This window comes from Ornithinibacillus halophilus, assembly GCF_900129485.1.
In the GTDB taxonomy this organism is placed as follows: domain Bacteria; phylum Bacillota; class Bacilli; order Bacillales; family Amphibacillaceae; genus Ornithinibacillus; species Ornithinibacillus halophilus.
Genome location: NZ_FQVW01000043.1, coordinates 1 through 24418 on the forward strand (window position 1 = coordinate 1; position 24418 = coordinate 24418).

Consider the following 24418-nt stretch of genomic DNA (forward strand, 5'->3'; position numbering starts at 1 on the left):
GCTTTGTTGATTTGCACTGCGGACAGTCGCTTTCCGCGGGCACGGCCTCAGCCAGGCGACTACTTGAATAAACTTCTTTGCTGCCTTGTACCGAGGAATTGACTTCTTAGACTTTCTAGTAGACGCAGGTACATCTTTTGGGGTCTTCGGTCACGTGCTATTCCCGCAGGACAAATGTTTTCGGTGGGGCGAGTAATCGCAGTCCCAAGGAAGGCTACGTCAGAGAAACATCGCACGCAGAAAATGCAAATGGAAATGCATTTTCAAGGAGTCGACTGCCCTCCGCTCCAATCAACTAGTGATAATGCAGTAGGTCCATAATTCATATTGTCTAAGAATACACACTAGCGTAAGAAATACACGTAGACTCCGGCGGGAGCAGAGGCATAGGTGAGACCCCATGATGCGCTTGCGTCTACAAGTAAAGCTTCGAAGCAGGCTTCCTCAGCGCAAGGGTGCAAGGAAGCTTAACCAAGTAGTACCCTGGCTTACCAGCCGCCCGCGGAAAGCGAAGTGTATTTCTGAAGCGGCAGAGATTACACTACATTTACATTTCATAAAAAAACTAAATCTTGAATAAAGTTTGGATTTTACTTTAACTAAAACACCTTTGTCTCAGCCTCCGAACCCCTGTATACTAAACTGCATATAGAATTGTCGGACTCATTTTTTATTATTACTTAGTTTTTCAGTGTCCTCACGAAAGTCCGAGGAGGCTCACCAGCCGCCCGCGGAAAGCGAAGTGTATTTTCCGTAGCGGTAAAATTCACACCATCACTAAAATTTGCTCGTAATTTCAAAAATACGAACAAATTCAAATTGTTCGGATTTTGATATATCTAAAATACTTTTGACCCAGCCTTCAACTATCCTTAAATATGATAGAATGAAATCTAGTATTTCTAAACTGGACGGTGCTATCATTGGAAAAAGTAAAATTGAAAGAAATCGATTTATATGAACCAATCAATAAATATTTTAAACGTAAGGGATATGAAGTGTACGGAGAGGTGAAAGACTGTGATATTGCAGTCATTAAAGACGACCTGCTCATTCTAGTAGAATTAAAATTAAACTTAACCGTTGATTTACTCATTCAAGCAACAAAACGACAACGGGTTTCTGAGCATGTCTATGTGGCTATACCGAAACCAAAAAAGCATAACCCCCGTTCCAAAAAATGGCGAGACACATGTCATCTCATACGTAGATTAGAGCTAGGGTTAATTCTCGTTTCCTTTACTGAAAAACAAAAACGTGTAGAAGTTATCATAGAGCCAACCCCTTTCCATCGTCCAATTAGCATGGGAAAAGCCAAGTACCTCAGACAAGCAATCATAAAAGAAATTAACGGGCGAAGTGCAGATTATAATGTAGGTGGCTCTAGTAGAAAACAGATTATGACTGCTTACCGAGAAAACTGCATCCAGATTGCTAGTTACCTAGAAGAGCACGGAGAACTTTCCCCTAAACAATTATTACAAATGGGAACGGGCAAGAAAACACAATCCATATTAAGTAAAAATTATTATGGTTGGTTTACTCGAGTAAAACGTGGTATTTATGTTCTAAGTGAAAAAGGAAAATTGGAGTTAAAGCAATATCCGGAGCTAGTGGAGTATTATCGTAAATAGTTTTGTATTCATAATGGTAATAATCTAGGGTCAGATCCACAGAGAACTGACCCTTTTTGCTACACTCCCAATGCTTCCTTTGCCATTTTCTCATATTCTTCCAAACCAGACACCATTGCAAATTCAGCAACAGCCACTGCGTAAGCTGCATCAAGCTCGATAATATGTTCTTTCATCTTGGGCCAGTAATATCCACCTGCTTCTTTATAAGCAACAATTAACGCTTCTAACCCTTCTTCACCAAATGCTTTATAGTTAAAAACAAAGTCATTTGAAATGTCGGTTACTTTTGCTTCTGTCCAATCAATTAAGCCAGTTACGTTGGCATCCCTATCAATCATCGTGTGCCCAGCATGTAAATCTCCATGCATGAGCCCTGTTCTTTTCGGCCACATGTCATCATTATTAATCCAAGTCTGCCATCTATTCCATAATTCCTCACCAACGCCGAACTTGTCTTTTACAGCATCCATACGTTGCTTCATAGATAGTCTTGCTTCCTCAGGTGTATGTACTTCTAACCCAAGTTCAGCAGCTTGGTCAATCGGGATACGATGAAGCTCTGCTAATACACGTCCAAGTGAGTTGTTAAATGTTTGTGGAACATGCTCAATATCGATTTCCCAAACGTAGTTTCCAATTGAATGATCAATGGTACCAGCTGGCACTCCATCTAACTTCTTATAAGCAATCAGCTCATCCGTATAAATTACCCAGTGCGGTGCTTGAAAAGTTGAAGCATGCTGATTTACCAAGTCTAATGCTTGTTTTTCCACCTTTGTTCTTGGCATGACATCTTTTCGCCTAGGAACCCTGAGAGCCCATTCCGTTCCAAATTCATCTTGTCCAAAAGCAACTTGAAAATCTAGTCCCGATTCATTGAATTGCAACGTCTCTTCCTTTAAAATGAGTTGATGTCTTTTCGCTATTTCTAAAATCTGCTCCATGTCTTTACTCATCTTTTTTTCCTCCAATACTAGCAAATACAAGTCTTTCGCTTTTTACCGATACGATTTTTATCTTCTACTTTTTTAATATACGTTGTTGCAAGTGGTACTTTACAAGCAGTATTTCCTACGTCCACATGCACTTTCCCTATCGACTCTGCAACCTGTTTTGCTTCTTCCGTTAATTCGGGTACATAGGATCCAACAGAAATCACAAAGGAATTCATCACATAACGAACCCGATTACGTTCTTCATGCACGTGATTTTTCACTCTGTTCAGCAACGATCTAATCTCATCGATGTCTAGTTCTTCATCAGGAGTAATTGATAAATAATTCGAATAAGCACTCCATCCTGCAACTGCAACCATCTCTTCTTCTGATTCTATCCATTCAATTGCCAACTCAAGCGCATACTCACTTTCAGCAGCAACTTGAGCTACGGTATATTCAGCAATCATATACCAATAAGCTTTCTTCGCCCAATCTTGTAAGACTTCTTTAGTCATTAATTTCGGATCAACGGAAAGACCTGCCAAATACATTGCATCATGATTACCAGAATCATATAGTTGTAATGCTAACTCATGATCCTTCTTTACAAACTTAACAAGCTTTTTCAAATCTCCAACCTTCACACCAAAATAAGGTTCCTTTACTCCATGATTTAAATAGATTTTCTTCGTTTGTTCACTCCCTAATTCCTCAAGCTTTTGCATAATTTCTTCATAAGTCATAGTTTTCCCTCCATTATTACTATTAGATTTAATACTCCAAACGAGTTTTTCTAGTTCTTTATTTTCTTTATAGGAAGACTATTAACAAGCTGTATCTTCCCCTGCACGCCACATATCAATCGTTTTCTGGATAAATTGTTCCAATCCGGTATCTTCCATTTTTATCGTCTTTTTAATACGAATGCAGCCTTTTCCATAATTATAGCCTTCTAGAAGAGCTTCCGCGTTTTCGATTTTTTCAATTGTACCAACGTAGAGACTGACATAATGTTTCTGTGCATTTAATGCAAAAATATAAGTATCATCTTTACCATAATTCAACATCTTATAACGAATGACTTCTTCCAATTCAGGTGCATAATTAAGTATCATTTGCCGAACGATGAGTAATTTCTCTTTTCTCCAGTCGTCTTCAAGCATTTCTAAATATTCTTCGGAATTCTTCGCATCATATTGCATCGTAAAATCACACTCCCCTATTTATTTGCATTCAGGCACTATACTATCTATCAAAATTTGCTAATATATCCTCTGGAACCCATACAGCCAAACTATCACCAGGACAAGCTACTACTTGGAAAACATCATCTAAATTAGAGTTATTATGTACTTCGACTTGCCAACTTTCATAGTCAGGATTGTGTCCATTTACAAACAGTACTTCCCCAGAATCTAGAGTTAAATAAAGATGAGGCTTGTCTTGCCCTAACGTTACATCTACAATTCGCTTAAAACGTAATTCACAAATCATTCTTGCTGATTCCATCCAATCTCTACATTCAACAAACTCACACCACCATGAATCATTTTCAAATATGCATTGATACTTAAAATAGTATCACACCCATCAAATAGAAGTATCACCCCAACAATGTAGCTTTAACCATATTCTACATATATGTTATGATTAGTTTAACGAATTTTCTAAATATAAGTCCAGAAATAAATATACGTCAGTAGTCGAAAGGGTGAGAAAATGACATTAGATACATGCCCAAGGTGCAACGAAAAGATGGAAAAAGGGTATATGTACTCTCCACGACAAATCATGTGGTCTGAAGATAACAAAGCAAAATATGCGAGTCTTGGAGGAGATGAGACATTAGTTGGAGTTCCGTTGATTAAGTTGAAAAAAGTTGATGCACATCGATGTAAAACATGCAAAATCGTTAATTTTATGTATGATTGATTCTTCCCCATAATAGGCAATACTGTATGCAAATCCCATTTCACCTGTTAAAATTTGAAGAGAAATTGATCTAGGGGGACTAGCAAAATATGAACGTAGAAGCAACTAGATTTAGAGTTAAAAAGGGCAAGTCAGAACGTGTTGATGAATGGTTAGCATTTTTAAATGACAATATGAAAGATGTTCTCCTTACGTTAGAAGGAGAAAAAATGTATGTTGAAACTATATTTAGAGAGCATCTAAACGGTGAAGAGTTTTTATATTGGTTCTCTGTCCAAGGTGAAGGTGGTCAAGAAGTAGAGCAATCCGAACATTGGATTGACAAAAAGCACTTAGAGTTCTGGGATGAATGTATAGACGAAACCTTCCAGCCAATCGACTTAACAACAGAAGTAGTTATGATACCTCAGAAAGTCAGAAATAGTATGAACTAAAACTGCAACAACAAATTCACCCAGTATTTACTAATGTCTTATTCCTCTCATTCATGGTATACTAATCTAGCGATGAGCTGATTTGTGTAAGACGAGGAATGGTATACATGTGGATGTGAACACATGATTCCTCGCCACAAATATACGTAGAAAACGTCTGTATTTATACAGACGTTTTTTCTTTGAGAAATGGGGACGGCTCTCATTTTTCAAAGAACCGTCCCCAGTCTGTCACTGATTCTTATTTTGCATGAACTGCCTCCCATTCCTCCATAAAGGCTTGGAGGTTACGGTTAATCTCTTCTTCACTTGGAATGTTACTTAAAATCTCCTCTTGATTGTAGGCTTTACCACCCTTCACTACTAAATCAATGTCCCGTGTATGTTTAATATCCTCTAATGGATTCTTGTTTAAAATAACTAAATCTGCAATTTTTCCTTCTTGGATGGTTCCAATTTCATTTAGTTCAATAGAGTTAGCTGCATTTACTGTTGCAGCTTGTAATGCTTCTAATTCCGTAAATCCAATTTCCACAAACAATTCTAGTTCCCGATGCAACGCCATTCCTGGGTACGTATATAACAAAGCTGGTGTATCTGTTCCAGCAACCACTGTTCCACCTAAATCATAGTACGTTTTTGCAATTGCTTTTGTTAAGTTATTTACTACAGCTGTCTGCTCTTTAATCTTATCAACGAGTTCTTCATGACTTTTCCAATACTCCGTTGGGTGATTTTTACTTTCAATCGATTCGATTACTTTATTTTTTGGTGACCAAATATTAGGATACTGAAAAGGTTGATCCAACACGACCATTGTTGGGCATATTTTCACATTGTGTGCTAGCATTTTTTCACAAATCTCTCTCACTTTCTCTTGATCTGGATGCTCCCAATTAATATGACTCCACTGCTCTTGGTCTTCAAATAAGTTCCAGCCTTTATACATTTCTTGAGCAAATCCAGACGCATGTTCAATCCAATTAACCCCTGCCTCTGCTGCTTCAAGTGCTGTTACGTCCTTGGAATTTAATAAGTCAATTGCAACTTCCAGATTATGCTTCTTCGCCTCATCAACTGCTGCTTCCATGACATCTCTCTTAATCCATCCATACAATTTAATAAATTTTGCTCCGACTTCTAGTTGTCTACGAACTTCTTTTCTTGCTTCTTCAGGATCATCAGTTACGAAATTGCCATAACTAGTTGGACCCCACTGTCCCGGTGAGCCATCAATCATGCGGTCTGCAGCATATACTCTCGGTGTTGGGGCATGATCTGGTTTTTCTATTAAATTTTTTAGTAACTTAACGTTCCCTGCTAGATTTCTTACAGTCGTTACCCCAGATGCGACAAAATGAGGTGCAAATCCCTCATGAATATGGCAATGCATATCGATTAGCCCTGGAATGATATATTTCCCCTCTGCATCGATAGTCTCGATGCCTTCAGGTAAAACCTCCCCTTGATGGATAATTCTTTTAATCTTATTTTCTTTTACTTCAATTGCCCCTACAAAAGTAACACCATTTTCCACATCAACAATCGTTCCATTTTTAATTAACAAGTTTTCCATTTGATTTCCCTCCAATATAATATCCACTGTATTAATTATTCTGATTTTATTGTATATTGATTAAAACGGTAACCTATAATAATTGTCATATAGTGGAATTTTATTTTCTTCAAAAGATAGGAAAGTAAATTCAGAGAGCGTCTGTGCTTTTCTAAGGGGGAATTGGTTTGTTTACGGAATACGGAAAAACATTAAGAATGATACGAAAACAAAAAGGAATCACATTAGAAAGATTGGCAGATGGCGTCTGTTCTGTCTCTTTTCTTTCCAAATTTGAACGTGGGGAATCAGATATTACTTTAGGATTGATGACAAGATTATTAGAGAACATCATGATGAATTTTGATGAGTTTTTATACATCCATCACGATTATCAACCCGATAAACTAGAGCAATTTTTTAAAACAACACAGTCTGCATACTTAAATCGAGATGTGGACCAACTGAGGAAATTAAAAGATGTACAGTTAAAAAAGTGGAAGCAATATGGCGTAGAAACCTATCATTATAATGCACTATTGATCGAGGTGTACGAAAGTATTGTCGACAAGGATTATATTGATAAAGGCGTACAAGAAAGTGATATTCGCCTCCTCTCTGATTACTTATTTCGCGTGGAAGTATGGGGATATTATGAATTAATGCTTTATAATGGGACCTTATTATTACTACATCCAGACTTAGTCATCATGCTATCTAGAACAGCTTATGAAAAAAGTGCACGGTTTAGAGACTATGCGAAGGTAAATGATGCCATCACATCCGTACTGTTTAACACCATTGTCTTTTTAATTGGTCCAGTGAATCGATTTCACGAAGAGTTTACGTATCAAAAGGAAATTAGTGAATTTTTCGGGTATCTTGAAACGGTTGCCATTCCTGAAAGCAACTTAATTGAGCGAGTCTATTTATTACAGCTCAAAGGAGCTTATGATATGAGGACTGGTAAAATAGAGGTAGGTACGGAAAAAATGAATCAAGCAATCGAACTATTAAAGGATTTGAATTCAACGAAGATGGCAAATAATATGGAGCAATTCTTAATGCAAATCAAACAATTTCTATAGAACGCAACAAATTCTTTCTTATAACCACAAACCATGGGTGCATGTGGACATATTGTACGATAGCCAACTTCTTATACTGTTATTCACTAATAACTTTCACTTTTCCCTATGTAATGCTTTTTTCCTAATTTCACTCTTTTCATGAAATTGATTTGCAACGATTTCATAACTGTGGCATACTGTGTGTTGTAATGTAGAATAAAAACTTCATACGTTATATGTGGGGGGGCTAGTGATGCTAGCTGAGATTGTATTCTTGAAATACTGACCCTTTGAACCTGATCTGGTTGGCACCAGCGGAGGGAACATTTCATTAGAATCATTTTTACATAAATGAGATACATTCCTGTGCGCTAAAGAACCAATCTTTAGCGCACTTTTTATTTTGTTTTTAACATGCTGATAAACTCGCCAATCTGTTTCAAAGGACCCTCCTTATATAGCGAATAACTAATGGGGGTATTAACTTGAAGAACTTGATTCGTATCATTTTGTTTGTAGGTATCATTTTCATGGCAGGCTGTGGCCAAAGCAATGAAAACAAAGGAAATAATGAGGACAATAACGCTGACCTCACTCCAGTAACATTTGCACTTGATTGGACACCGAATACGAACCACACTGGAATTTATGTTGCAAAAGAAAAAGGCTATTTTGAAGAACAAGGTTTAGATGTTGAAATTCTATTACCTGGAGAAGTAGGAGTAAATCAACTACTAGCAGCGGAGAGAGCAGACTTTGGGATTAGCTATCAGGAAGGGCTAACACAGGCACGCTCGGAAGGCCTTCCACTCGTATCCATCGCCGCAGTGCTGCAACATAATACAGCTGGCTATGCCTCCCCTGTCGAAAAAGGGATTACATCACCAAAGGACTTTGAAGGGAAAAAGTTCGGTGCATATGGTTCTGACCTGGAAAAAGCGATGATGAAAACATTGATGGAAAATGACAATGCCGATGTGGAAGAAGTCGATTATATTACAACTGGGGACTCTGACTTTTTTGTAGCAGTGGAACGAGATGTGGATTTCTCCCTTGTTTTCTACGGGTGGACCGGGATTGAAGCAGAGCTTCGCGGTGTTGATTTGAACATGGTGTACCTTGCTGATTTCTCTGATGAACTTGATTATTACACACCGATTATTGCTACTAGCGAAGAAATGATTTCCACCGATCCCGAATTGGTTAAAGCTTTTACACATGCTGCTGTGAAAGGGTATGAGTTTGCAGTTGAACATCCTGAAGATGCAGCGCAAATCTTAATTGATCATGTACCAGACCTTGATCCTGATCTTGTTAAACGCAGCCAAGATTGGATATCTCCCCGGTATCAGGATGATGCAGACCAATTTGGGACCCAAGAACAAGAAAGATGGCAAAAATTTGCTGACTTTCTATTAGAATATGAAATTATTGATGAACCTGTCGATATTGAGCAGGCATTTACAAACGAGTTTTTACCGAAAAAGTAGATTTATAGAAAAACAAATCAACAATTCCTGCAAAATGTAAGGAAATATCATGATTGACCTTGAGGAGAAATACCAATGAAAACAAGTTTAGTGAAAAAAACATGGAGACCATTCCTTGCCATCATGCTCTTCATTGGACTATGGGAAGTAGCAACACGTTTATTTTCCATTGAGGAATGGTTACTCCCGGCCCCTTCCGATATTGTGATGGAGGCTAAAAACGTCATTCCAACGTTTTTGCCCCATCTAGGGTCAACCGTAAAATTATCAGTATCTGGTTTTCTAATCGGGACGACAGTTGGCTTAGGAGTGGCAACCATATTACATCTCATGCCAAAAGTTCGCGAAACCTTTTTTCCTTTTATCATAATTTCTCAGAACATGCCCATTATTGTTCTGGCCCCATTACTTGTGATTTGGTTCGGATTCAATGCTTTACCGAAATTAATTATCATTACGTTAGCATGTTTCTTTCCGATTGCCGTTTCTGCTTTAGGTGGATTTACCCAAACAAATCGTGAGTTAGTCCACTATATGAAAATGATGGGAGCAAGTAAAGCTCAGTTATTCTGGAAATTAGAATTGCCACATGCTGTTCCTTCGATATTCTCTGGATTAAAAATCGCAGGAACATACAGCGTAATGGCAGCTGTCGTTTCGGAATGGTTAGGTGCACAAAAAGGAATTGGGGTGTTTATGACACTTGCTGCCTCTTCATATCGTACATCACGAGTGTTTGTAGCCATTATCGTTGCAATGGTCATCAGTTTAGCCTTTTATGGATTGATTTTATTGTTGGAAAGGTTTTTCATTCGCTGGCAGCAGAAGGGAGAAAAGACGTAGATGTTGGAATTGCGTAATGTGAGTAAATCATTTGGGCAAAAACAGGTACTTCAAGAAATTTCACTTCATGTTGCGAATGGTGAGTTTGTTTCATTAATTGGCCCTTCTGGGAGTGGCAAGAGTACCCTGTTTAGTCTGATTGGAGGTCTTTTAGCACCAGATGCTGGGGATATCTATTTGAACGGAGAGGAAATTACAAATAAACGTGGCTTTATTAGTTACATGCCACAGCAGGCTTCCCTTTTTCCATGGAGAACAGTTATTAAAAATGTGTTACTAGGACAGGAATTGCAAGGAAAGAAGGATCACAAACGGGCTGAAGCTATGTTAGAAAGAGCAGGACTGGGTGATGTCATTCATGCGTACCCACATGAGTTATCTGGTGGTATGAAACAGCGGGTCGCTTTCATTCGTGCCTTGTTAAGCCCACAATCGCTAATGTTGCTCGATGAACCGTTCTCTGCTCTTGATGAGTTTACTCGGACCGACATGCAGAAATGGCTTCTGTCCATTTGGGAGGATTACGAACAATCGATTCTTTTTATTACACATAGCATTGATGAGGCATTATTTTTATCCGACAAAATTATTATCCTATCCGTAAATCCTGCAGGAATTAAAGAAGTAATCAAAGTACCATTTAATAGACCGAGAGACGGTGATTTATTGCTGTCTGAAGAATTTCTTCAATGGAAAAAGAAAATTATTGATGTGATTCAAGTTTAAGGCAACGTGTAAAGCGCGTTTAGAAAACGAAAGTATAAACTTGAGGAGGAATCGTTATGCAAGAATCTTGTGGACGTAGTAATTTGGTAAGTGCGAGTTTTTCCATTCATCCAATGAGTGATGATTTTAAAGACATCATTTTAGGAGCATTAAAGGAAGTGGATACATCAAACGTTTGGTTGGAAACAGATGATGTTTCAACAAGTGTACGTGGAACATCTGCTCATGTTTTTGATGTAACAAAAGCGCTCTTTATGCATGCAGCAAGTACCGGGAAACATGTTGCATTTCAGGCGTCATATTCATGTGGTTGTCCTGGAGGGTCTAATGAAAATGTTAACCATGAGGTTGATGATATTCCAGTGAATAAAGAAACGATTAAAGATACGAAACAATATGTTGCAGCTAAGTTTTCACTTTACCCTTTAGGTGGTGGGAATTACATGGATCTTATTTATCAACAAATCGAAGCGATGAAAGAGTTTGTTACTGTTTCTTCAGCACCATTATCAACGAAGTTAGAAGGTGAAGCAATCCAAGTATTCGATGGCTTAGAAAAAGCATTTAATGCGACGGTGGAAGGTGGGGCCAGTCATACCGTCATGACTGTCTCCATTTCAGCAAATAGTCCATCACATAAATAATACATATGAAGCGCAGGATCAGTCCTGCGTTTTCATGTTTACTTTAAATAGAATAATGAAGTATATCCTCCTCAAAATCATTGATACTAATTCTTATACTGTAATATTTCATTTGGAAAATTTCCAAAGGCAAGATACAGGAAATTATCCAGTTTTGTCGAATTAAGTAGTAAGGAGGGTTTTTTAAATGAAGAAAAAAGTAATCGAATGGTTTATAAAGTTTGCGTGGCCAGCAGTTAAATTTGTAATCATTAATTTTGGACAAACAATTGCTAAATTTATTTTCGAATCATTGAAAGCAAGAGCAAGGGAAAAAAGTATTAACAAAATGGAAGAGGCGCTTAAGCATGCCAAAAATGCAGAAAAGGCGGCTGAATCAACAAACGACCCTAAAGAAAAAATGCAATACTATGAAGTAGCTAAAGCCTATAAGGAAGAGGCAGAATATCAGAGACGATTTCTCGCTGATTTTCTTGACGAAATTGAGAATTCAGCTATTGATATTTTAGAAACTGTTCAGCAGAAATCTTCAGAGGTGGAAGTGGAAGACTTATTTATTATGGATAAAAAACAAGGAAAACTTAAAGCTGTTGAAAATCAGGAAATCTTAGATTATAAATCTAATAAAAATAATAAACAATAATTAATAAACAGCAGAATTAGCAATATTCAACTTGCACTCACTATATGTGGGTGCATTTTTTATTGAGGAATGATAACTCAATAACCATATACAACCACTTATGCGCCCCAAAATATTCAATCTCTCATCTAATTCTAATCATTTTCTCATTTTATTCACCTTAAATATTAAGATTATTAATCTATGATTTACATTAAGTTAACAAACTTACATAATACAACAAGATGGGATGGAGAAAATGGTCTTAGAAATTTTTAGTAGAAGAGAACAGAAATATCTAATCACAAGAGCACAATACCAGTCGCTCATTGACCGGATGGCGCCTTATATGCGCTACGACAAATTTGGGAAAGAAGGAAAATATACGGTAACCAGTCTATACTTCGACAATCAGCAACATGCGATTTATTTCGAAACAAAGAACAAACTCAAATTTAGACAAAAGTTACGTCTTCGAATTTATGATGAAACAGATATTAATGGTGTTGCATTTTTTGAAGTAAAACAAAAGCATAAAAATGTCGTCAATAAGAGAAGAACGGCAATTCCATTAATAGACGCTTACCGGTATATTAATAAACCTACCGACAATTTAGAAAAAGAATACGAAGCATCAAATTATCAAATTTTGAAAGAGATTCATCACTTCCGGAAGTTCTATCAATTGGAACCTGAAATGGTCGTAAGCTATGATCGGCATGCTTTCCATTGCATTACCGATCCAGATTTACGAATAACTTTTGATTTGAATTTACGTTGTCGAAATGAAGATTTGAACATCGAATACGGACCACACGGAGAAAATTTCATCGATCCCGATTTGGTCGTCCTTGAGGTAAAAGTTACAAATAGTGTCCCTCTATGGTTAGCAAGAATTTTACAAGATTTACAATGTGAGCAACGCAGTGCATCTAAATTCTGCACAAGTTTAGAACGATTAAAAGGTAATGCATTACCTAACAATATACAACATGAAAAAGTAGCGATAGGAGCGAGATAAAATGGATTTTACAACAACAATTATAGGAATGATGGTAGCAGCAATTCTTAGTATTTTTATCACAACCGTATACCAAATCACGTTTAAAGGAGAACGATACTCCCAGTCCTTTGTTCATACAATAATCATTATGAGTATTATCGTATCTGCAGTTATGAATATCATCAGTGACAATGCAGGAGTTGCCTTTGGATTATTTGCGATATTCTCGTTAATCCGTTTCCGTAGTGCTGTTACAGATGCAAAAGATATTTCCTTTATGTTTTTCGGGTTAATTATTGGGATGGCAGCAGGACTGAATCAAATCATGGTTGCTATTCTACTTACACTCTTTGCTTCCTTAGTCATTTATTTACTAGATAAGTATAATTACGCTAAGGGAAAAGATTCCCAGATATTGAAAATAACTGTTCCAGAGAACTTAAATCATGAGGATTTATTTGAGGATATCTTATTGAGGTACACTGATAGTCACACGCTTAGAAGTGTAGAAACAACGAATCTTGGAACAATGATTCTTTACACATTTGCGATTCGTAGCAAAACAACTACTAAGGACCAAGAACTATTAAACGTAATTAGAGAACGTAATGCCAACCTAAAAGTGTCCTTATCCTATTTAGAAAATAATTAAGGTCAATCCCCTGCTAAATATAGTAGGGGATTTATTTTTTAGAATACTTTATCTATTCTGTTTGTTATACTTAGTAGAAAAGATAATAAGAGGAGGATGGAACATGGATGTCATGTTAATTACATTGATTGTAATTTCATCTATAATGTATCTGGTTTTCGCTATATATTTTGATCATAAATTGTACAAGTTCATCTGGAAACCAGGTACTATGATATTAATTATTCTCCTAGCAATTATGGAATCTGGTCTAAGCACTGTCTTTAGCTATTGGGTGTTAGTAGCATTGATTTTTTCACTATTGGGTGATATTTTCTTAATGCTACGGGAAAAATGGTTTATCCATGGACTTGCTAGTTTCCTTATTGCTCATCTTCTGTATATAGTTGGATTTCTGGTTACGTTTCGTTTTACACTTTCAGGAAATGTGGCTATTCCCATCATCGTACTCATTATATTGGCAGTTATTATTTATTTTTATTTATTTCAAGATGTACGAAAAGAAGGAGGCACTACACTTCTTTTTGCAGTTGCCTGTTACATCACCATCATCACAACGATGTTAATCCTTGCCATTATGACTGGCAAATCATTGCTCATTATTGCAGCATTACTATTTTTCATTTCAGATGCTATTTTAGCCATCAATAAATTTAAGGTTTCATTTAGACTAGCAGACTACTTTGTCATGAGCACTTATTTTTCTGCTCAATTACTCTTTGCGATCAGTTTAGGTAGTATGTAAAGGGCTGCTCGATTATTTTCTTCAAAAATATAACTAACACATGTAACTACTGGAAAAACCAAAAATAAAAGAAGCTTTTAAATAAGCTCCTTTTATTGTGAAGTAGTATATGAATGGTGCATATCACTTTCTGGTAATGTCATTGGTACTTCTGAGTCAATTCCTCGACAAAACAGCCCCATACATATACTTTATTTATTTTTATTCATTTTATTAGAAATACTTTCTGTCATTCGATCTAATAAGATGGCGAGGACAACAATACCTAAACCACCAACAACACCTAAGCCAATATTGATGCTTTGCATGGATCGTAACACAATGTTACCTAAACCACCCGCACCAATCATGGATGCAATAACGGTCATTGCTAGTGCCATCATGATACATTGGTTGACACCTGCCATAATGGTAGGTAAAGCAAGAGGCAATTGCACATCCTTTAAGGTTTGCCATCGACCAGATCCAAATGCCTTAGCCGCTTCGACCATTTCACCAGATACTTCTCTAATACCTAATGTGGTTAAACGGACGGCAGGGGGCATAGCAAAAATCATTGTAGCAACAAGCGCGGCTACTTTTCCCATACCAAAAAACATAACTGCTGGTATTAGGTAAACGAAACTAGGTATCGTTTGCATAAAATCCAAGATAGGTCTTAAGATGCGTTCGAATACATTACTTTGTGATGCAATAATACCTAATGGAATCCCGATAATCAAAGAGACAGCGGTTCCCGAGAGAGCTAGAGCTATAGTTGCCATCGTAGCATCCCAAATATCAATTCCAAAAGTAAGCAAAAGTCCTACAAATGCAAAAATGGCTAGACGATAACTCGAAGCCCACCATACTAATAAGGATACTAGAACCATGATTACAATTTCTGGCGGCCATAGTAACAAATCTTCAAATGCATTAATTAATGTCTCTAATATTTCACTTGATGAACGTAAAAAAGGACTGAGAGCACTACTTATTTTTTCAAAACCAGCGTTAATCCAATCTTCTAACGGAATGTAAAAATCAAACATCTTTAGCCCTCCCCTTCAGCAAGCTTTGCCATCACGGTGCCTCGAACAACAATGCCAAGAAACTTGTCATGTTCATTAACAACAGCTAAAGGTAAGTTCTTTCCCGTTAATAAAGCAAACATTTCTTTCACTGGCGTATCAGGCAATGCTTTGGGTATGTCCTTTTGAATAATGGAATCAAGACTTGTTTCATTATTTTCTACTGCTTTCAAAGCATCTTCAGCCATTACAATACCGATAAGCCGACTTTGTTTATCTAAGACAAAAATACTGGAAATATCACTTTCATTCATCCGATGAAGGGCAACACGAGGGCCATCTTTTGGATAGCGAACAACGGTTGCAGTTTTCTTCATAATCATTTCTGCAGTTAAAACCCGTGAGCGATCCACATCTTCAACGAATTTCTTAACATAATCTGTGGCTGGGGACATCATAATTTCCTCGGGAGTGCCTATTTGAACAACTTCTCCTTCTTTCATCAAAGCAATCCGATCTCCTATACGTAAGGCTTCATCCAAATCATGGGTGATAAAGACGATTGTTTTTTGTAAGCTATCTTGAAGTTCTAGCAGTTCGGTCTGCATGTCTTTTCTAATTAATGGATCAAGTGCACTAAAGGCTTCGTCCATCAATAAAATTTCTGAATCTGTTGCAAGTGCACGCGCAAGCCCGACTCGTTGTTGCATTCCACCACTTAAATTGGAAGGATAAGAATCTTCCCATCCTTTTAAACCAACATTTTCTAAGGCCTCTCGTCCCTTTTGTTCCCGTTCTTCCTTGGCAATTCCACGTACTTTTAATCCGTAAGATGCATTTTCAAGAACGGTTTTATGAGGGAAAATAGCAAAGTTCTGAAAAACCATATTAATGGTCTTTTTACGAATATCAGATAGTTCATGCTTATCCATCTTTGTAATATCTTTATCATTAATATAAATGGACCCTGAAGTTGGTTCAATTAAACGGTTAAGACAGCGAACTAACGTTGACTTTCCGCTACCTGAAAGGCCCATAACAACAAAAGATTCTCCAGCCTTTACTTCAAAGGATACATTATTAATCCCGACTGTATTGCCGGTTTTTTCCATAATTTCTTCTTTTGTATAACCTTGTTCCACTAATTCTATCGCTGCCTTTGGTTCCTTCCCAAAGACTTTATATAGATTTTCAATTTTAATAATAGACATTTACGCCACCCTTATTATTCTAACCAAGCATCGATATCCGAACGATTGTCTTCTATCCATTGTTTTGCTAATTCTGTTGCATCTTGGCCTTCATCTTGATTTTGATAGAGGTACTCTTCCACTTCGTCAATACTCATTTCAAAGTTATTAACAAAGTTGTAAATTTCTGGTGCCTTTGATTCAAAATCGTTATTTACTCCCCAAACGAAGCTATCATCGCCCCAGTAACCTTTAGAATCTTCAAGGGCTACAATGTCATATTTTCTAAACATAGTATGCGGGCGCCAGCCTAAGAATAAGATTGGTTCTTGTTGACTGATTGCATATTCGACTTCTGTTAGCATGGATGACATTGTTCCCGATACAATTTCAAGATCTAAGCCGTGAGCTTCCACTACCTCTTCAGATGTAAGCATCATCCCTGAACCAGGTTCAAAGCCAATTAATTTTCCGTCGACAATATCTTCATTACCTACCAATTCATCAATTGATTCAATCCCCATATAGGTCGGCGCTACCCATCCTGTTGGTGCACCATCAAAGATTGTGCTTCCCTCTTGGAAGTCTCCTGCAAATTTCTCATAGTATGTTTCATGAATATTCGGCCAAAGTCCGGGCCATATATCGACATCCCCTTGTTGCATGGATAAGAACATAAATCCTATATCACCTTCTAAAACTTCTACCTCATAGCCTTGCTCTTCCGCAATTAGCTTTGTGATTTCAACGGGAGGCGTTTCATAGTCATAAGGCGCATTCCCAATCGTAATAACACCTTTATCCTCTGCGTCATTTCCCTGTGCATCTTCTTCATTATTATCGCCTTCATCATTACCACCGCAGGCAACTAATAATGCACTCATTATCAAAAGTATTAATAAAGCTTTAATTTTCTTCATATCTATTTCCTCCTAAATTAAATTTTCTAAATGAAGTGTGTTGCATTTTAAATTTAATACATATAGCAATCACAATTTCTTTCTCCTTCCTTACATACCTATTTAATAATATAGAATAATACAATCAAATTCAAATCATAAAGGGATAGGATACTAACACAGAATTACTCTTGCCAATAGTTTAACGTAAATTAGAAAGCTTAATTCTCCGATACATCATCGAATAATAATGCACAGGGACGGAGTTGTAGCTTCATTTTGACCCAATAATTCTTCTTACGAAACTAGTGAATATTTATGGCACACCAAGAAAAATGGCTTAGTAGATTCAAGCCATTTTTCTTCTTTTACATTACAAACTCACACTTGAATCATAGGATGCCTTTCCCCCACACATAAGAACTATTAAAACGTAATTAGAGAGCGTAATGCCAACCTAAAAGTTTCCATATCCTATTTAGAAAATAATTAAGGTCAATCCCCTGCTATGCTGCAACTTCAGCAAAGTGGGGCTGACCTTTTTTTAGTAAAAGGAAGCTTTTCAGAGAGTTCTAGTTCCAAGCTCCTGCTCATTTCTTATTTCTCCCAAAGTTCAATCCAACGACCTTCTGGATCCTCAATCGTTACAAATGTTCCGTACTCACTTTTTTCAACTTCCTTAACAAGAGGGACTCCCAATGTATCTAAATGCATTAAAACTTCTTCCATATTATCAACTTGAAAATTTATCATAACGTCAAACTTCTTTGGAAAGTAATTACTATCTTTTTTAAAAAATGAAAATGTCGTTTCACTACCTGACTTTGGTTGAATAACAGTACCATTCCAATCTTCTAAATTGATACCTATCACTTCTTTATACCAAGCTTTAACCTCTCCCATTTTTTCACTTCTTAAAAATACGCCACCAATTCCAATAATGTTCATATTCTCACTCCCTCTATTTTATCCTTTTAACATTGTAACTCATTTTTACAGATAATTCTAATTATTATTCCCAATTAAAACCCACTATGTATAGGAGAGGAATGATAGAATTTGGGTTATATAATTCACGAAGTTAACGGAGTGAACCTTCAGCTAACGGGTCCGTTAATAAAACTAAAAAGTAAACTAAAAGAAGCTTGTTAACAAGCTTCTTTTAGAGTGATTATTCTATTAATGGTGCATATCACTTTCTGGCAATGTCATTGGTACTTCTGAATCTGTTCCTGGTTCGACAAGTAGAAACTGCCCCATCATTCCTTCATCTTCGTGCTTTAATAGATGGCAATGATACATAAGTGGATAATTAAGATCGGTATGATTTCCAAATTCCACAGCTAGGCGAACGGTTGCACCATGTGGAACATACACGGTATCCTTTCTCCCTCTCTCATACTCCTCTGGTTCGTTACCATCTACATCTAGCACACGAAATGCGGCATCATGAATATGAAAATTATGCTCTGAGCCATAATTGTGAATGACCCATATTTCCTTTGCCCCTGCTGGAACAACTTCATCAATTCGTTGCATGTCCATCAATTTATCATTGATTTCATTTTTCAAGGTTAAAGTAAACTCTCTTAATGTCGCATCTTCTGGAACTTCAATTGGCTCAACGGTAGATAATTGACCACTTATTGGCGTCGACTCTGTTAATTCGGATGCTGCATTGATTTTCAATATGTCAAAATTTCCATTGGCGATACCAGCACCACGGCTGTAACTGCGAAGGATTGTTTCATCCCCAGGCTCAAATTGAACAACAATCTCTGCACGTTCCCCAGGACTTAACATAATGCGTTCTAATGTTACCGGCTCATTTAAAAGTCCCGCATCATTTCCCACTACTTGGAATGACCGGCCATCCGTAAACCCAAAATTATAGGCCCTTGCATTCGATCCATTCAACAATCGGAACCGCACTTGACTAGCAGTTACTTCTAAATACGGGTCGTACGTGCCATTGACAAGAATCTCATCACCAAGTGTTCCATATGCCGAATCCTCATTCATTGTAAACTGCCCGTCACTAGTAAACAATTTATCTTGCACGATGAGTGGGATATCATCTACCCCATAATTAGATGGTAGTTTTTCAGAATCCTCATCATCAATAATAAACATACCTGCTATTCCTTGGTACACATGCTGTGCCGTTTTACCATGCAAGTGTGGATGATACCAAGTGGTAGCTGCCGGCTGATCAATTTCCCAATAGGGAGACCACGTGTCATTTGCTTCAATCATTTGATGTGGACCACCATCCATAACCGGTGGCAACATCATGCCATGCCAATGAAGTGTGGAGATTTCCCCCAGCTTATTTTCGACATCAAATGAAACTTCATCCCCACGTGATACTCTAATGGTAGGACCAAGATAGGAGCCATTAACTCCCCATGTATCTGTCGTTTTCCCTGGTAAAAATTCACTAGTCCCTGGCTTCATTGTTAGAGAAAAATGTTTCGACCCGTCAGATTCAATCGTAGGCTCTAATAATTCAGGAATCTTTAAAGGTTGCTCAAAATCTAGTTCCCCTACATTCGATTTCACCTCGGCCTCCTTACAACCAGCCAAGAGAATAATAAATACTATACTTAAAATGACTATTAGTCGTTTATGTGAATTCAATTGGATGCAATACTTCCTTTCATTTAAAACTCTATTAATATAGTAACATGAATTTAAAAATATGGGGGTTCTTACATGACAGGAAAAAAGAGTTAAATTGTTCCTAAAATTATGGGCAGTCTACTTGTTCTACACCATGAATAAACTGTAAAAAATACATTAAATACAATTATATATTAATAGGAGGAAAACGATGAAAGCTTTCGTTACTAAAAAGTATGGAACACCCGATGTTTTAAAACTGCAAGATGTTGATAAGCCAATTTGTAAAGATAATCAAGTATTGGTTAAAGTACACGCAACATCAATCAACTATAGCAATATTGTGCTTTTACGTGGAAAACCTTTTGTTTCACGTTTTGCTTTTGGGTTAACTAAACCAAAATTTAAAATTCCCGGTGGGGATATTGCAGGTACCATTGAGGCAGTTGGGAAAAATGCAACACAGTTTCAAGTCGGGGATGAAGTAATCGGAGATTTATCAAGCAGTGGCTGGGGAGCATTTGCAGACTATGTTGCTGTTCCAGAAAAATCGATAGCTATAAAACCTAAAAACGTTTCTTTTGAACAGGCTGCTGCATTACCAATGGCTGCATCCACTGCCCTTCAAGCACTTCGAGACAAAGGCCATGTTCAAGCTGGGCAAGAAGTATTAATTTATGGTGCTTCTGGTGGTGTTGGCACCTTTGCTGTTCAAGTTGCAAAGGCATTAGGTGCAAAGGTAACAGTTGTTTGCAGCACAAGAAACGTAGACATAATTAAATCCTTAGGTATAGATCATGTAATTGATTATAAGAAAGAGAACATTTTTGAAAAAGCTCATACATACGATGTCATCCTGGGTGTAAATGGTTACCAACCAATCTCGAATTATTTAAAGGCATTAAAACCTGATGGGAAGTTTATACTTGTTGGTGGTTCCCCAAAGCAAATGCCACGGGCTGTGCTGCATTCAATTGGAAATAAAAAGATAAACATCTTTATGCAAACTCCTAAACAAGAAGACTTACTTTTTATTAAGGAACTAGTTGAAAAAAATCAATTAACTCCTGTTATTGACCGACAATTTTCATTTGATAAACTGCCAAATGCCTTTACGTATTTTGAAGAGGGCCATGCTCAAGGAAAGGTTATTGTAAAGATTGAATTAAATAACCCCTGAATCGTAGATGAACTATAACGGATTTTGGGAGTTGCTTCTCTCATGGTTGTTGTGAGAAATATAAAAACACCTCCGAATAGATTTATATCCGGAGGTGTTTTTCTGTAAAGCAGAATTATAAGATTTGGACATTATAACTGCTTTTATTTATTATTATTTATAAAACAAAATCTTTCATTAATTCTTCATGTACCTCAGTTAAATTACTGAAATCCCCATTCAACCACTCATTCAAGAATGTTTGGTAGTATTCATTATCTTTATTAGTGTCTGGTTCATCATTATCAAAACCATTCGTATCAAATATATTCTCAACAGCAAGTGTCATAAACTTTATGTTATCTTCATTCATTTCTGGGTGATTCTCTTCTACTTCAAACTTATCAGGAAAACTTTTCATCTTTTCTTTCACTTCATTAGGATCCATCTTTTGGAATGTCATTTGAATAATTTCTCTATTGATGTCATCAATAGTTGGCATATCTCCAAATTCTCGAAATACTTTATTGAACTTTTCGTACGACCATCCATCAATTGGGACGTTTGTATACTTTGGCTTTGGCATTTCTATATATTCATCTAAATCCATATCTGGATTATTAGGAATTGTGAACTCGTCTTCACTCAAATCGTCAGCTTTTTCTTCCAAATTACCACTTTCAGGTTCAATTTTAGGTTCCTCTTGTTTTGCCGATGAAGCTAATACATATGTACCTCCACCAACTAGTATAAATACTGCCAACAATACTAAGATCGCTTTCTTCATGAAATCTTCCCTTCGTCATTCGTTTTGTTATTATTGTATCACGAAGAGAAGTTTGAAAATACACTTTTCGATTAATTACAGCATAACCTCGTCCCTATTAGTTAGTTTTCTTCTGAGCTGTTTATTTATTTATTTATTTATTTATTTGAAGTTCTTATACTTCTCAAAACGCCCTTGAATGTTTCGACATCATATAAGCTAAGGAATGGGATTCGATGCTCCGACTTTTTCTTATTTTAGTCCCGTAATAAACAACAAAAAAGACTTCCAACTTAACCGTTGAAAGCCTTTATATTACAAGATTTTTGATACCGGTGGTCGGGGTCGAACCGACACGTCCGTGAGGACACGGGATTTTGAGTCCCGCGCGTCTGCCAATTCCGCCACACCGGCAAATAATTGGAGGCGGTAACCGGATTTGAACCGGTGATAAAGGTTTTGCAGACCTCTGCCTTACCACTTGGCTATACCGCCGTGTTCCTGGAGCGGAAGACGGGATTCGAACCCGCGACCCCCACCTTGGCAAGGTGGTGTTCTACCACTGAACTACTTCCGCAAAAAAGACTGGGCTACTAGGATTCGAACCTAGGAATCACGAGACCAAAACCCGTTGCCTTACCGCTTGGCTATAGCCCAATATGGGGCGACCGGTGGGAATCGAACCCACGAATGCCGGAGCCACAATCCGGTGCGTTAACCACTTCGCCACGACCGCCATAAATAGAAAATGGCAGGGGTAGTAGGAATCGAACCCACATCAAAGGTTTTGGAGACCTTCGTTTTACCATTAAACTATACCCCTACTATACTATATATTATAAATGGTGGAGGGGGGCAGATTCGAACTGCCGAACCCTGAGGGAGCGGATTTACAGTCCGCCGCGTTTAGCCACTTCGCTACCCCTCCATCCAAAAGAATGGTGGCTCGGGACGGAATCGAACCGCCGACACACGGATTTTCAGTCCGTTGCTCTACCGACTGAGCTACCGAGCCATAAAAGTTATACTGTTTTAAAGGATGGCGGTCCGGACGGGACTCGAACCCGCGACCTCCTGCGTGACAGGCAGGCATTCTAACCAACTGAACTACCGGACCAACTTATAAAACTACTGATTTCCCAACTAGTAAAGATGCTTAATCGATGTAGTTAGTTGGAATAATTTGGTTGCGGGGGCAGGATTTGAACCTACGACCTTCGGGTTATGAGCCCGACGAGCTACCAGACTGCTCCACCCCGCGATATGAAGAAAATTAAGTTTTATATACTCATTTAATTAGAGTATGTACTGAGCATTTGACCCCTGTTTCTACTAGCATAATCAATGATGTGTATCCATCGGGGTTACTCGCAGTTAATTCGGTAGAAGCATTGCTCAAAAGACTGTTCGTCGTTTGCTAAGTAGTATAACCAAAGAGGTTTACTCCTCACAAGCCTGCACATAGTAGTGATTCGTGATGTAAACGGCTTGCTCCACCCCGCGATATGAAAATTAAGTTATAAATGGTGGAGGATGCAGGGCTCGAACCTGCGACCCCCTGCTTGTAAGGCAGGTGCTCTCCCAGCTGAGCTAATCCTCCACATGGTGACCCGTACGGGATTCGAACCCGTGTTACCGCCGTGAAAGGGCGGTGTCTTAACCGCTTGACCAACGGGCCATTTTAAAGTTAAATGGCGGAGAGCGAGGGATTTGAACCCTCGAGACCACTATCGCAGCCTACACGATTTCCAATCGTGCTCCTTCGACCACTCGGACAGCTCTCCATGGCTCCACAGGTAGGATTCGAACCTACGACCGATCGGTTAACAGCCGATTGCTCTACCACTGAGCTACTGTGGAATGTTATCGCCTGGCGGCGTCCTACTCTTGCAGGGGCAATGCCCCAACTACCATCGGCGCTGAGAAGCTTAACTTCTGTGTTCGGCATGGGAACAGGTGTGACCTTCTCGCCATCGCTACCAGACATACATTATTTAAGTCATTCGGTTCTACACATTGGATATGAGCAATTCACCGAACTTCCGTGAAGGCTTTCAAGTGATCATGATTTTTTCGTCACAAAATATATTATATATGTTTTTCGGAAAAAATCAAGCATAAATTCAGCAAATTTCTTTGTGATTTATACCCTAAAAACTAAATAAGAGATAAACAACGAATCAAATGTGTTAGTTAAGTCCTCGATCGATTAGTATCCGTCAGCTCCACGTGTCACCACGCTTCCACCTCGGACCTATCAACCTCATCGTCTCTGAGGGATCTTACTCACTCGAAGTGATGGGAAGTCTCATCTTGAGGGGGGCTTCATGCTTAGATGCTTTCAGCACTTATCCTTTCCACACGTAGCTACCCAGCTATGCTCCTGGCGGAACAACTGGTACACCAGCGGTGTGTCCATCCCGGTCCTCTCGTACTAAGGACAGCTCCTCTCAAACTTCCAACGCCCACGACGGATAGGGA

24 protein-coding genes, 14 tRNA genes, 2 rRNA genes and 1 riboswitch are annotated in these 24418 nt (G+C 38.0%); of the genes, 13 read left to right on the forward strand and 27 right to left on the reverse strand.

Annotation, left to right across the window (positions count from 1 at the left end):
* The first annotated feature begins 914 nt into the window (after window positions 1–914).
* Window positions 915–1634, forward strand: a complete 720-nt coding sequence (locus BUB12_RS13845) for a DUF2161 domain-containing phosphodiesterase (RefSeq protein WP_234982721.1) — start codon at window positions 915–917, stop codon at window positions 1632–1634.
* Window positions 1635–1693: 59 nt separating this feature from the next.
* Here the strand turns inward: BUB12_RS13845 and BUB12_RS13850 are convergent, their stop codons facing one another.
* The 4 genes from BUB12_RS13850 to BUB12_RS13865 form a co-directional block, all read right to left on the reverse strand.
* The gene (locus BUB12_RS13850) at window positions 1694–2593 is read right to left on the reverse strand and encodes a macrolide 2'-phosphotransferase (protein WP_072891522.1); all 900 of its coding nucleotides are present in this window, start codon (window positions 2591–2593) and stop codon (window positions 1694–1696) included.
* Between the two features lie 17 nt (window positions 2594–2610).
* Window positions 2611–3318, reverse strand: a complete 708-nt coding sequence (locus BUB12_RS13855; protein ID WP_072891523.1) for a DNA alkylation repair protein — start codon at window positions 3316–3318, stop codon at window positions 2611–2613.
* A gap of 81 nt (window positions 3319–3399) precedes the next feature.
* On the reverse strand, window positions 3400–3777 hold the full coding sequence (locus tag BUB12_RS13860) for an iron chaperone (protein WP_072891524.1): 378 nt from the start codon (window positions 3775–3777) through the stop codon (window positions 3400–3402).
* Between the two features lie 43 nt (window positions 3778–3820).
* Window positions 3821–4084: a hypothetical protein gene (locus tag BUB12_RS13865; protein WP_072891525.1), complete on the reverse strand. Its 264-nt coding sequence runs from the start codon at window positions 4082–4084 to the stop codon at window positions 3821–3823.
* 210 nt (window positions 4085–4294) lie between these two features.
* Here BUB12_RS13865 and BUB12_RS17750 point away from each other — a divergent pair, with 210 nt between their 5' ends.
* Together BUB12_RS17750 and BUB12_RS13875 are read left to right on the forward strand one after the other, a co-directional pair.
* On the forward strand, window positions 4295–4507 hold the full coding sequence (locus BUB12_RS17750; RefSeq protein WP_072891526.1) for a PF20097 family protein: 213 nt from the start codon (window positions 4295–4297) through the stop codon (window positions 4505–4507).
* Between the two features lie 89 nt (window positions 4508–4596).
* A complete protein-coding gene (locus tag BUB12_RS13875) occupies window positions 4597–4941 on the forward strand; it encodes a DUF6176 family protein (protein ID WP_072891527.1) in 345 nt (114 codons plus the stop codon).
* 241 nt (window positions 4942–5182) lie between these two features.
* Here BUB12_RS13875 and BUB12_RS13880 read toward each other — a convergent pair whose 3' ends face one another.
* Window positions 5183–6517: an amidohydrolase family protein gene (locus tag BUB12_RS13880; RefSeq protein WP_072891528.1), complete on the reverse strand. Its 1335-nt coding sequence runs from the start codon at window positions 6515–6517 to the stop codon at window positions 5183–5185.
* Between the two features lie 167 nt (window positions 6518–6684).
* Between BUB12_RS13880 and BUB12_RS13885 the strand changes: the two genes are divergently transcribed.
* The 9 genes from BUB12_RS13885 (at window position 6685) to BUB12_RS13925 (ending at window position 14291) form a co-directional block, all read left to right on the forward strand.
* Complete coding sequence (locus BUB12_RS13885) at window positions 6685–7584, forward strand: helix-turn-helix domain-containing protein (RefSeq protein ID WP_072891529.1); 900 nt, start codon at window positions 6685–6687, stop codon at window positions 7582–7584.
* A 212-nt stretch (window positions 7585–7796) separates the two neighbouring features.
* Window positions 7797–7906, forward strand: a riboswitch (TPP riboswitch).
* Between the two features lie 145 nt (window positions 7907–8051).
* A complete protein-coding gene (locus BUB12_RS13890) occupies window positions 8052–9056 on the forward strand; it encodes an ABC transporter substrate-binding protein (protein WP_234982722.1) in 1005 nt (334 codons plus the stop codon).
* Window positions 9057–9131: 75 nt separating this feature from the next.
* Window positions 9132–9899 (forward strand): ABC transporter permease, encoded by a 768-nt coding sequence (locus tag BUB12_RS13895; RefSeq protein WP_072891530.1) that lies wholly within the window; start codon window positions 9132–9134, stop codon window positions 9897–9899.
* Window positions 9900–10625, forward strand: a complete 726-nt coding sequence (locus tag BUB12_RS13900) for an ABC transporter ATP-binding protein (RefSeq protein WP_072891531.1) — start codon at window positions 9900–9902, stop codon at window positions 10623–10625.
* 56 nt (window positions 10626–10681) lie between these two features.
* The gene (locus BUB12_RS13905; RefSeq protein WP_072891532.1) at window positions 10682–11269 is read left to right on the forward strand and encodes a YkoF family thiamine/hydroxymethylpyrimidine-binding protein; all 588 of its coding nucleotides are present in this window, start codon (window positions 10682–10684) and stop codon (window positions 11267–11269) included.
* Between the two features lie 187 nt (window positions 11270–11456).
* The gene (locus BUB12_RS13910; RefSeq protein ID WP_072891533.1) at window positions 11457–11912 is read left to right on the forward strand and encodes a hypothetical protein; all 456 of its coding nucleotides are present in this window, start codon (window positions 11457–11459) and stop codon (window positions 11910–11912) included.
* Window positions 11913–12150: 238 nt separating this feature from the next.
* A complete protein-coding gene (locus BUB12_RS13915) occupies window positions 12151–12912 on the forward strand; it encodes a polyphosphate polymerase domain-containing protein (protein WP_072891534.1) in 762 nt (253 codons plus the stop codon).
* A 1-nt stretch (window position 12913) separates the two neighbouring features.
* Complete coding sequence (locus BUB12_RS13920) at window positions 12914–13546, forward strand: DUF4956 domain-containing protein (protein WP_084063360.1); 633 nt, start codon at window positions 12914–12916, stop codon at window positions 13544–13546.
* 103 nt (window positions 13547–13649) lie between these two features.
* Window positions 13650–14291 (forward strand): lysoplasmalogenase, encoded by a 642-nt coding sequence (locus BUB12_RS13925; RefSeq protein WP_072891535.1) that lies wholly within the window; start codon window positions 13650–13652, stop codon window positions 14289–14291.
* 191 nt (window positions 14292–14482) lie between these two features.
* On the opposite strand, the gene BUB12_RS13930 is transcribed toward BUB12_RS13925, so the two are convergent.
* The 5 genes from BUB12_RS13930 to BUB12_RS13950 form a co-directional block, all read right to left on the reverse strand.
* On the reverse strand, window positions 14483–15322 hold the full coding sequence (locus BUB12_RS13930) for an ABC transporter permease (RefSeq protein ID WP_072891536.1): 840 nt from the start codon (window positions 15320–15322) through the stop codon (window positions 14483–14485).
* 2 nt (window positions 15323–15324) lie between these two features.
* Window positions 15325–16512 (reverse strand): quaternary amine ABC transporter ATP-binding protein, encoded by a 1188-nt coding sequence (locus BUB12_RS13935; RefSeq protein WP_072891537.1) that lies wholly within the window; start codon window positions 16510–16512, stop codon window positions 15325–15327.
* A gap of 14 nt (window positions 16513–16526) precedes the next feature.
* Window positions 16527–17411, reverse strand: coding sequence for a glycine betaine ABC transporter substrate-binding protein (locus BUB12_RS13940; RefSeq protein WP_072891538.1), 885 nt, complete (start codon window positions 17409–17411; stop codon window positions 16527–16529).
* A gap of 576 nt (window positions 17412–17987) precedes the next feature.
* Window positions 17988–18338 (reverse strand): VOC family protein, encoded by a 351-nt coding sequence (locus tag BUB12_RS13945; protein ID WP_072891539.1) that lies wholly within the window; start codon window positions 18336–18338, stop codon window positions 17988–17990.
* 231 nt (window positions 18339–18569) lie between these two features.
* The gene (locus tag BUB12_RS13950; RefSeq protein WP_234982723.1) at window positions 18570–19952 is read right to left on the reverse strand and encodes a multicopper oxidase family protein; all 1383 of its coding nucleotides are present in this window, start codon (window positions 19950–19952) and stop codon (window positions 18570–18572) included.
* Window positions 19953–20223: 271 nt separating this feature from the next.
* Between BUB12_RS13950 and BUB12_RS13955 the strand changes: the two genes are divergently transcribed.
* On the forward strand, window positions 20224–21192 hold the full coding sequence (locus BUB12_RS13955; RefSeq protein WP_072891541.1) for an NAD(P)-dependent alcohol dehydrogenase: 969 nt from the start codon (window positions 20224–20226) through the stop codon (window positions 21190–21192).
* 157 nt (window positions 21193–21349) lie between these two features.
* On the opposite strand, the gene BUB12_RS13960 is transcribed toward BUB12_RS13955, so the two are convergent.
* The 17 genes from BUB12_RS13960 to BUB12_RS14040 form a co-directional block, all read right to left on the reverse strand.
* Window positions 21350–21958: a DUF6241 domain-containing protein gene (locus BUB12_RS13960; RefSeq protein WP_072891542.1), complete on the reverse strand. Its 609-nt coding sequence runs from the start codon at window positions 21956–21958 to the stop codon at window positions 21350–21352.
* A 309-nt stretch (window positions 21959–22267) separates the two neighbouring features.
* A tRNA-Leu gene (locus tag BUB12_RS13965) sits at window positions 22268–22351 on the reverse strand.
* 7 nt (window positions 22352–22358) lie between these two features.
* Window positions 22359–22432 (reverse strand) — tRNA-Cys (locus BUB12_RS13970).
* A 7-nt stretch (window positions 22433–22439) separates the two neighbouring features.
* Window positions 22440–22514, reverse strand: a tRNA-Gly gene (locus BUB12_RS13975).
* Between the two features lie 8 nt (window positions 22515–22522).
* Window positions 22523–22594, reverse strand: a tRNA-Gln gene (locus BUB12_RS13980).
* A gap of 3 nt (window positions 22595–22597) precedes the next feature.
* A tRNA-His gene (locus BUB12_RS13985) sits at window positions 22598–22673 on the reverse strand.
* A 13-nt stretch (window positions 22674–22686) separates the two neighbouring features.
* Window positions 22687–22760: transfer RNA gene (locus BUB12_RS13990), tRNA-Trp, on the reverse strand.
* Window positions 22761–22780: 20 nt separating this feature from the next.
* Window positions 22781–22865 (reverse strand) — tRNA-Tyr (locus BUB12_RS13995).
* 11 nt (window positions 22866–22876) lie between these two features.
* Window positions 22877–22952 (reverse strand) — tRNA-Phe (locus BUB12_RS14000).
* A gap of 25 nt (window positions 22953–22977) precedes the next feature.
* Window positions 22978–23054: transfer RNA gene (locus BUB12_RS14005), tRNA-Asp, on the reverse strand.
* A gap of 67 nt (window positions 23055–23121) precedes the next feature.
* Window positions 23122–23198: transfer RNA gene (locus BUB12_RS14010), tRNA-Met, on the reverse strand.
* A gap of 263 nt (window positions 23199–23461) precedes the next feature.
* Window positions 23462–23537 (reverse strand) — tRNA-Val (locus tag BUB12_RS14015).
* A 3-nt stretch (window positions 23538–23540) separates the two neighbouring features.
* Window positions 23541–23615, reverse strand: a tRNA-Glu gene (locus BUB12_RS14020).
* A gap of 14 nt (window positions 23616–23629) precedes the next feature.
* Window positions 23630–23721, reverse strand: a tRNA-Ser gene (locus tag BUB12_RS14025).
* 1 nt (window position 23722) lies between these two features.
* A tRNA-Asn gene (locus BUB12_RS14030) sits at window positions 23723–23797 on the reverse strand.
* A gap of 8 nt (window positions 23798–23805) precedes the next feature.
* A 5S ribosomal RNA gene (gene rrf / locus BUB12_RS14035) occupies window positions 23806–23921 on the reverse strand.
* Window positions 23922–24126: 205 nt separating this feature from the next.
* Window positions 24127–24418, reverse strand: a 23S ribosomal RNA gene (locus BUB12_RS14040); the annotation flags it as partial.

Bases quoted from the DNA above. Each gene is read 5' to 3' on its own strand.
- BUB12_RS13850 (WP_072891522.1), bottom strand. From the start codon at position 2,593: ATGAGTAAAGACATGGAGCAGATTTTAGAAATAGCGAAAAGACATCAA.
- BUB12_RS13855 (WP_072891523.1), bottom strand. From the start codon at position 3,318: ATGACTTATGAAGAAATTATGCAAAAGCTTGAGGAATTAGGGAGTGAA.
- BUB12_RS13860 (WP_072891524.1), bottom strand. From the start codon at position 3,777: ATGCAATATGATGCGAAGAATTCCGAAGAATATTTAGAAATGCTTGAA.
- BUB12_RS13865 (WP_072891525.1), bottom strand. From the start codon at position 4,084: ATGGAATCAGCAAGAATGATTTGTGAATTACGTTTTAAGCGAATTGTA.
- BUB12_RS17750 (WP_072891526.1), top strand. From the start codon at position 4,295: ATGACATTAGATACATGCCCAAGGTGCAACGAAAAGATGGAAAAAGGG.
- BUB12_RS13875 (WP_072891527.1), top strand. From the start codon at position 4,597: ATGAACGTAGAAGCAACTAGATTTAGAGTTAAAAAGGGCAAGTCAGAA.
- BUB12_RS13880 (WP_072891528.1), bottom strand. From the start codon at position 6,517: ATGGAAAACTTGTTAATTAAAAATGGAACGATTGTTGATGTGGAAAAT.
- BUB12_RS13895 (WP_072891530.1), top strand. From the start codon at position 9,132: ATGAAAACAAGTTTAGTGAAAAAAACATGGAGACCATTCCTTGCCATC.
- BUB12_RS13900 (WP_072891531.1), top strand. From the start codon at position 9,900: ATGTTGGAATTGCGTAATGTGAGTAAATCATTTGGGCAAAAACAGGTA.
- BUB12_RS13905 (WP_072891532.1), top strand. From the start codon at position 10,682: ATGCAAGAATCTTGTGGACGTAGTAATTTGGTAAGTGCGAGTTTTTCC.
- BUB12_RS13910 (WP_072891533.1), top strand. From the start codon at position 11,457: ATGAAGAAAAAAGTAATCGAATGGTTTATAAAGTTTGCGTGGCCAGCA.
- BUB12_RS13915 (WP_072891534.1), top strand. From the start codon at position 12,151: ATGGTCTTAGAAATTTTTAGTAGAAGAGAACAGAAATATCTAATCACA.
- BUB12_RS13920 (WP_084063360.1), top strand. From the start codon at position 12,914: ATGGATTTTACAACAACAATTATAGGAATGATGGTAGCAGCAATTCTT.
- BUB12_RS13925 (WP_072891535.1), top strand. From the start codon at position 13,650: ATGGATGTCATGTTAATTACATTGATTGTAATTTCATCTATAATGTAT.
- BUB12_RS13930 (WP_072891536.1), bottom strand. From the start codon at position 15,322: ATGTTTGATTTTTACATTCCGTTAGAAGATTGGATTAACGCTGGTTTT.
- BUB12_RS13935 (WP_072891537.1), bottom strand. From the start codon at position 16,512: ATGTCTATTATTAAAATTGAAAATCTATATAAAGTCTTTGGGAAGGAA.
- BUB12_RS13940 (WP_072891538.1), bottom strand. From the start codon at position 17,411: ATGAAGAAAATTAAAGCTTTATTAATACTTTTGATAATGAGTGCATTA.
- BUB12_RS13945 (WP_072891539.1), bottom strand. From the start codon at position 18,338: ATGAACATTATTGGAATTGGTGGCGTATTTTTAAGAAGTGAAAAAATG.
- BUB12_RS13955 (WP_072891541.1), top strand. From the start codon at position 20,224: ATGAAAGCTTTCGTTACTAAAAAGTATGGAACACCCGATGTTTTAAAA.
- BUB12_RS13960 (WP_072891542.1), bottom strand. From the start codon at position 21,958: ATGAAGAAAGCGATCTTAGTATTGTTGGCAGTATTTATACTAGTTGGT.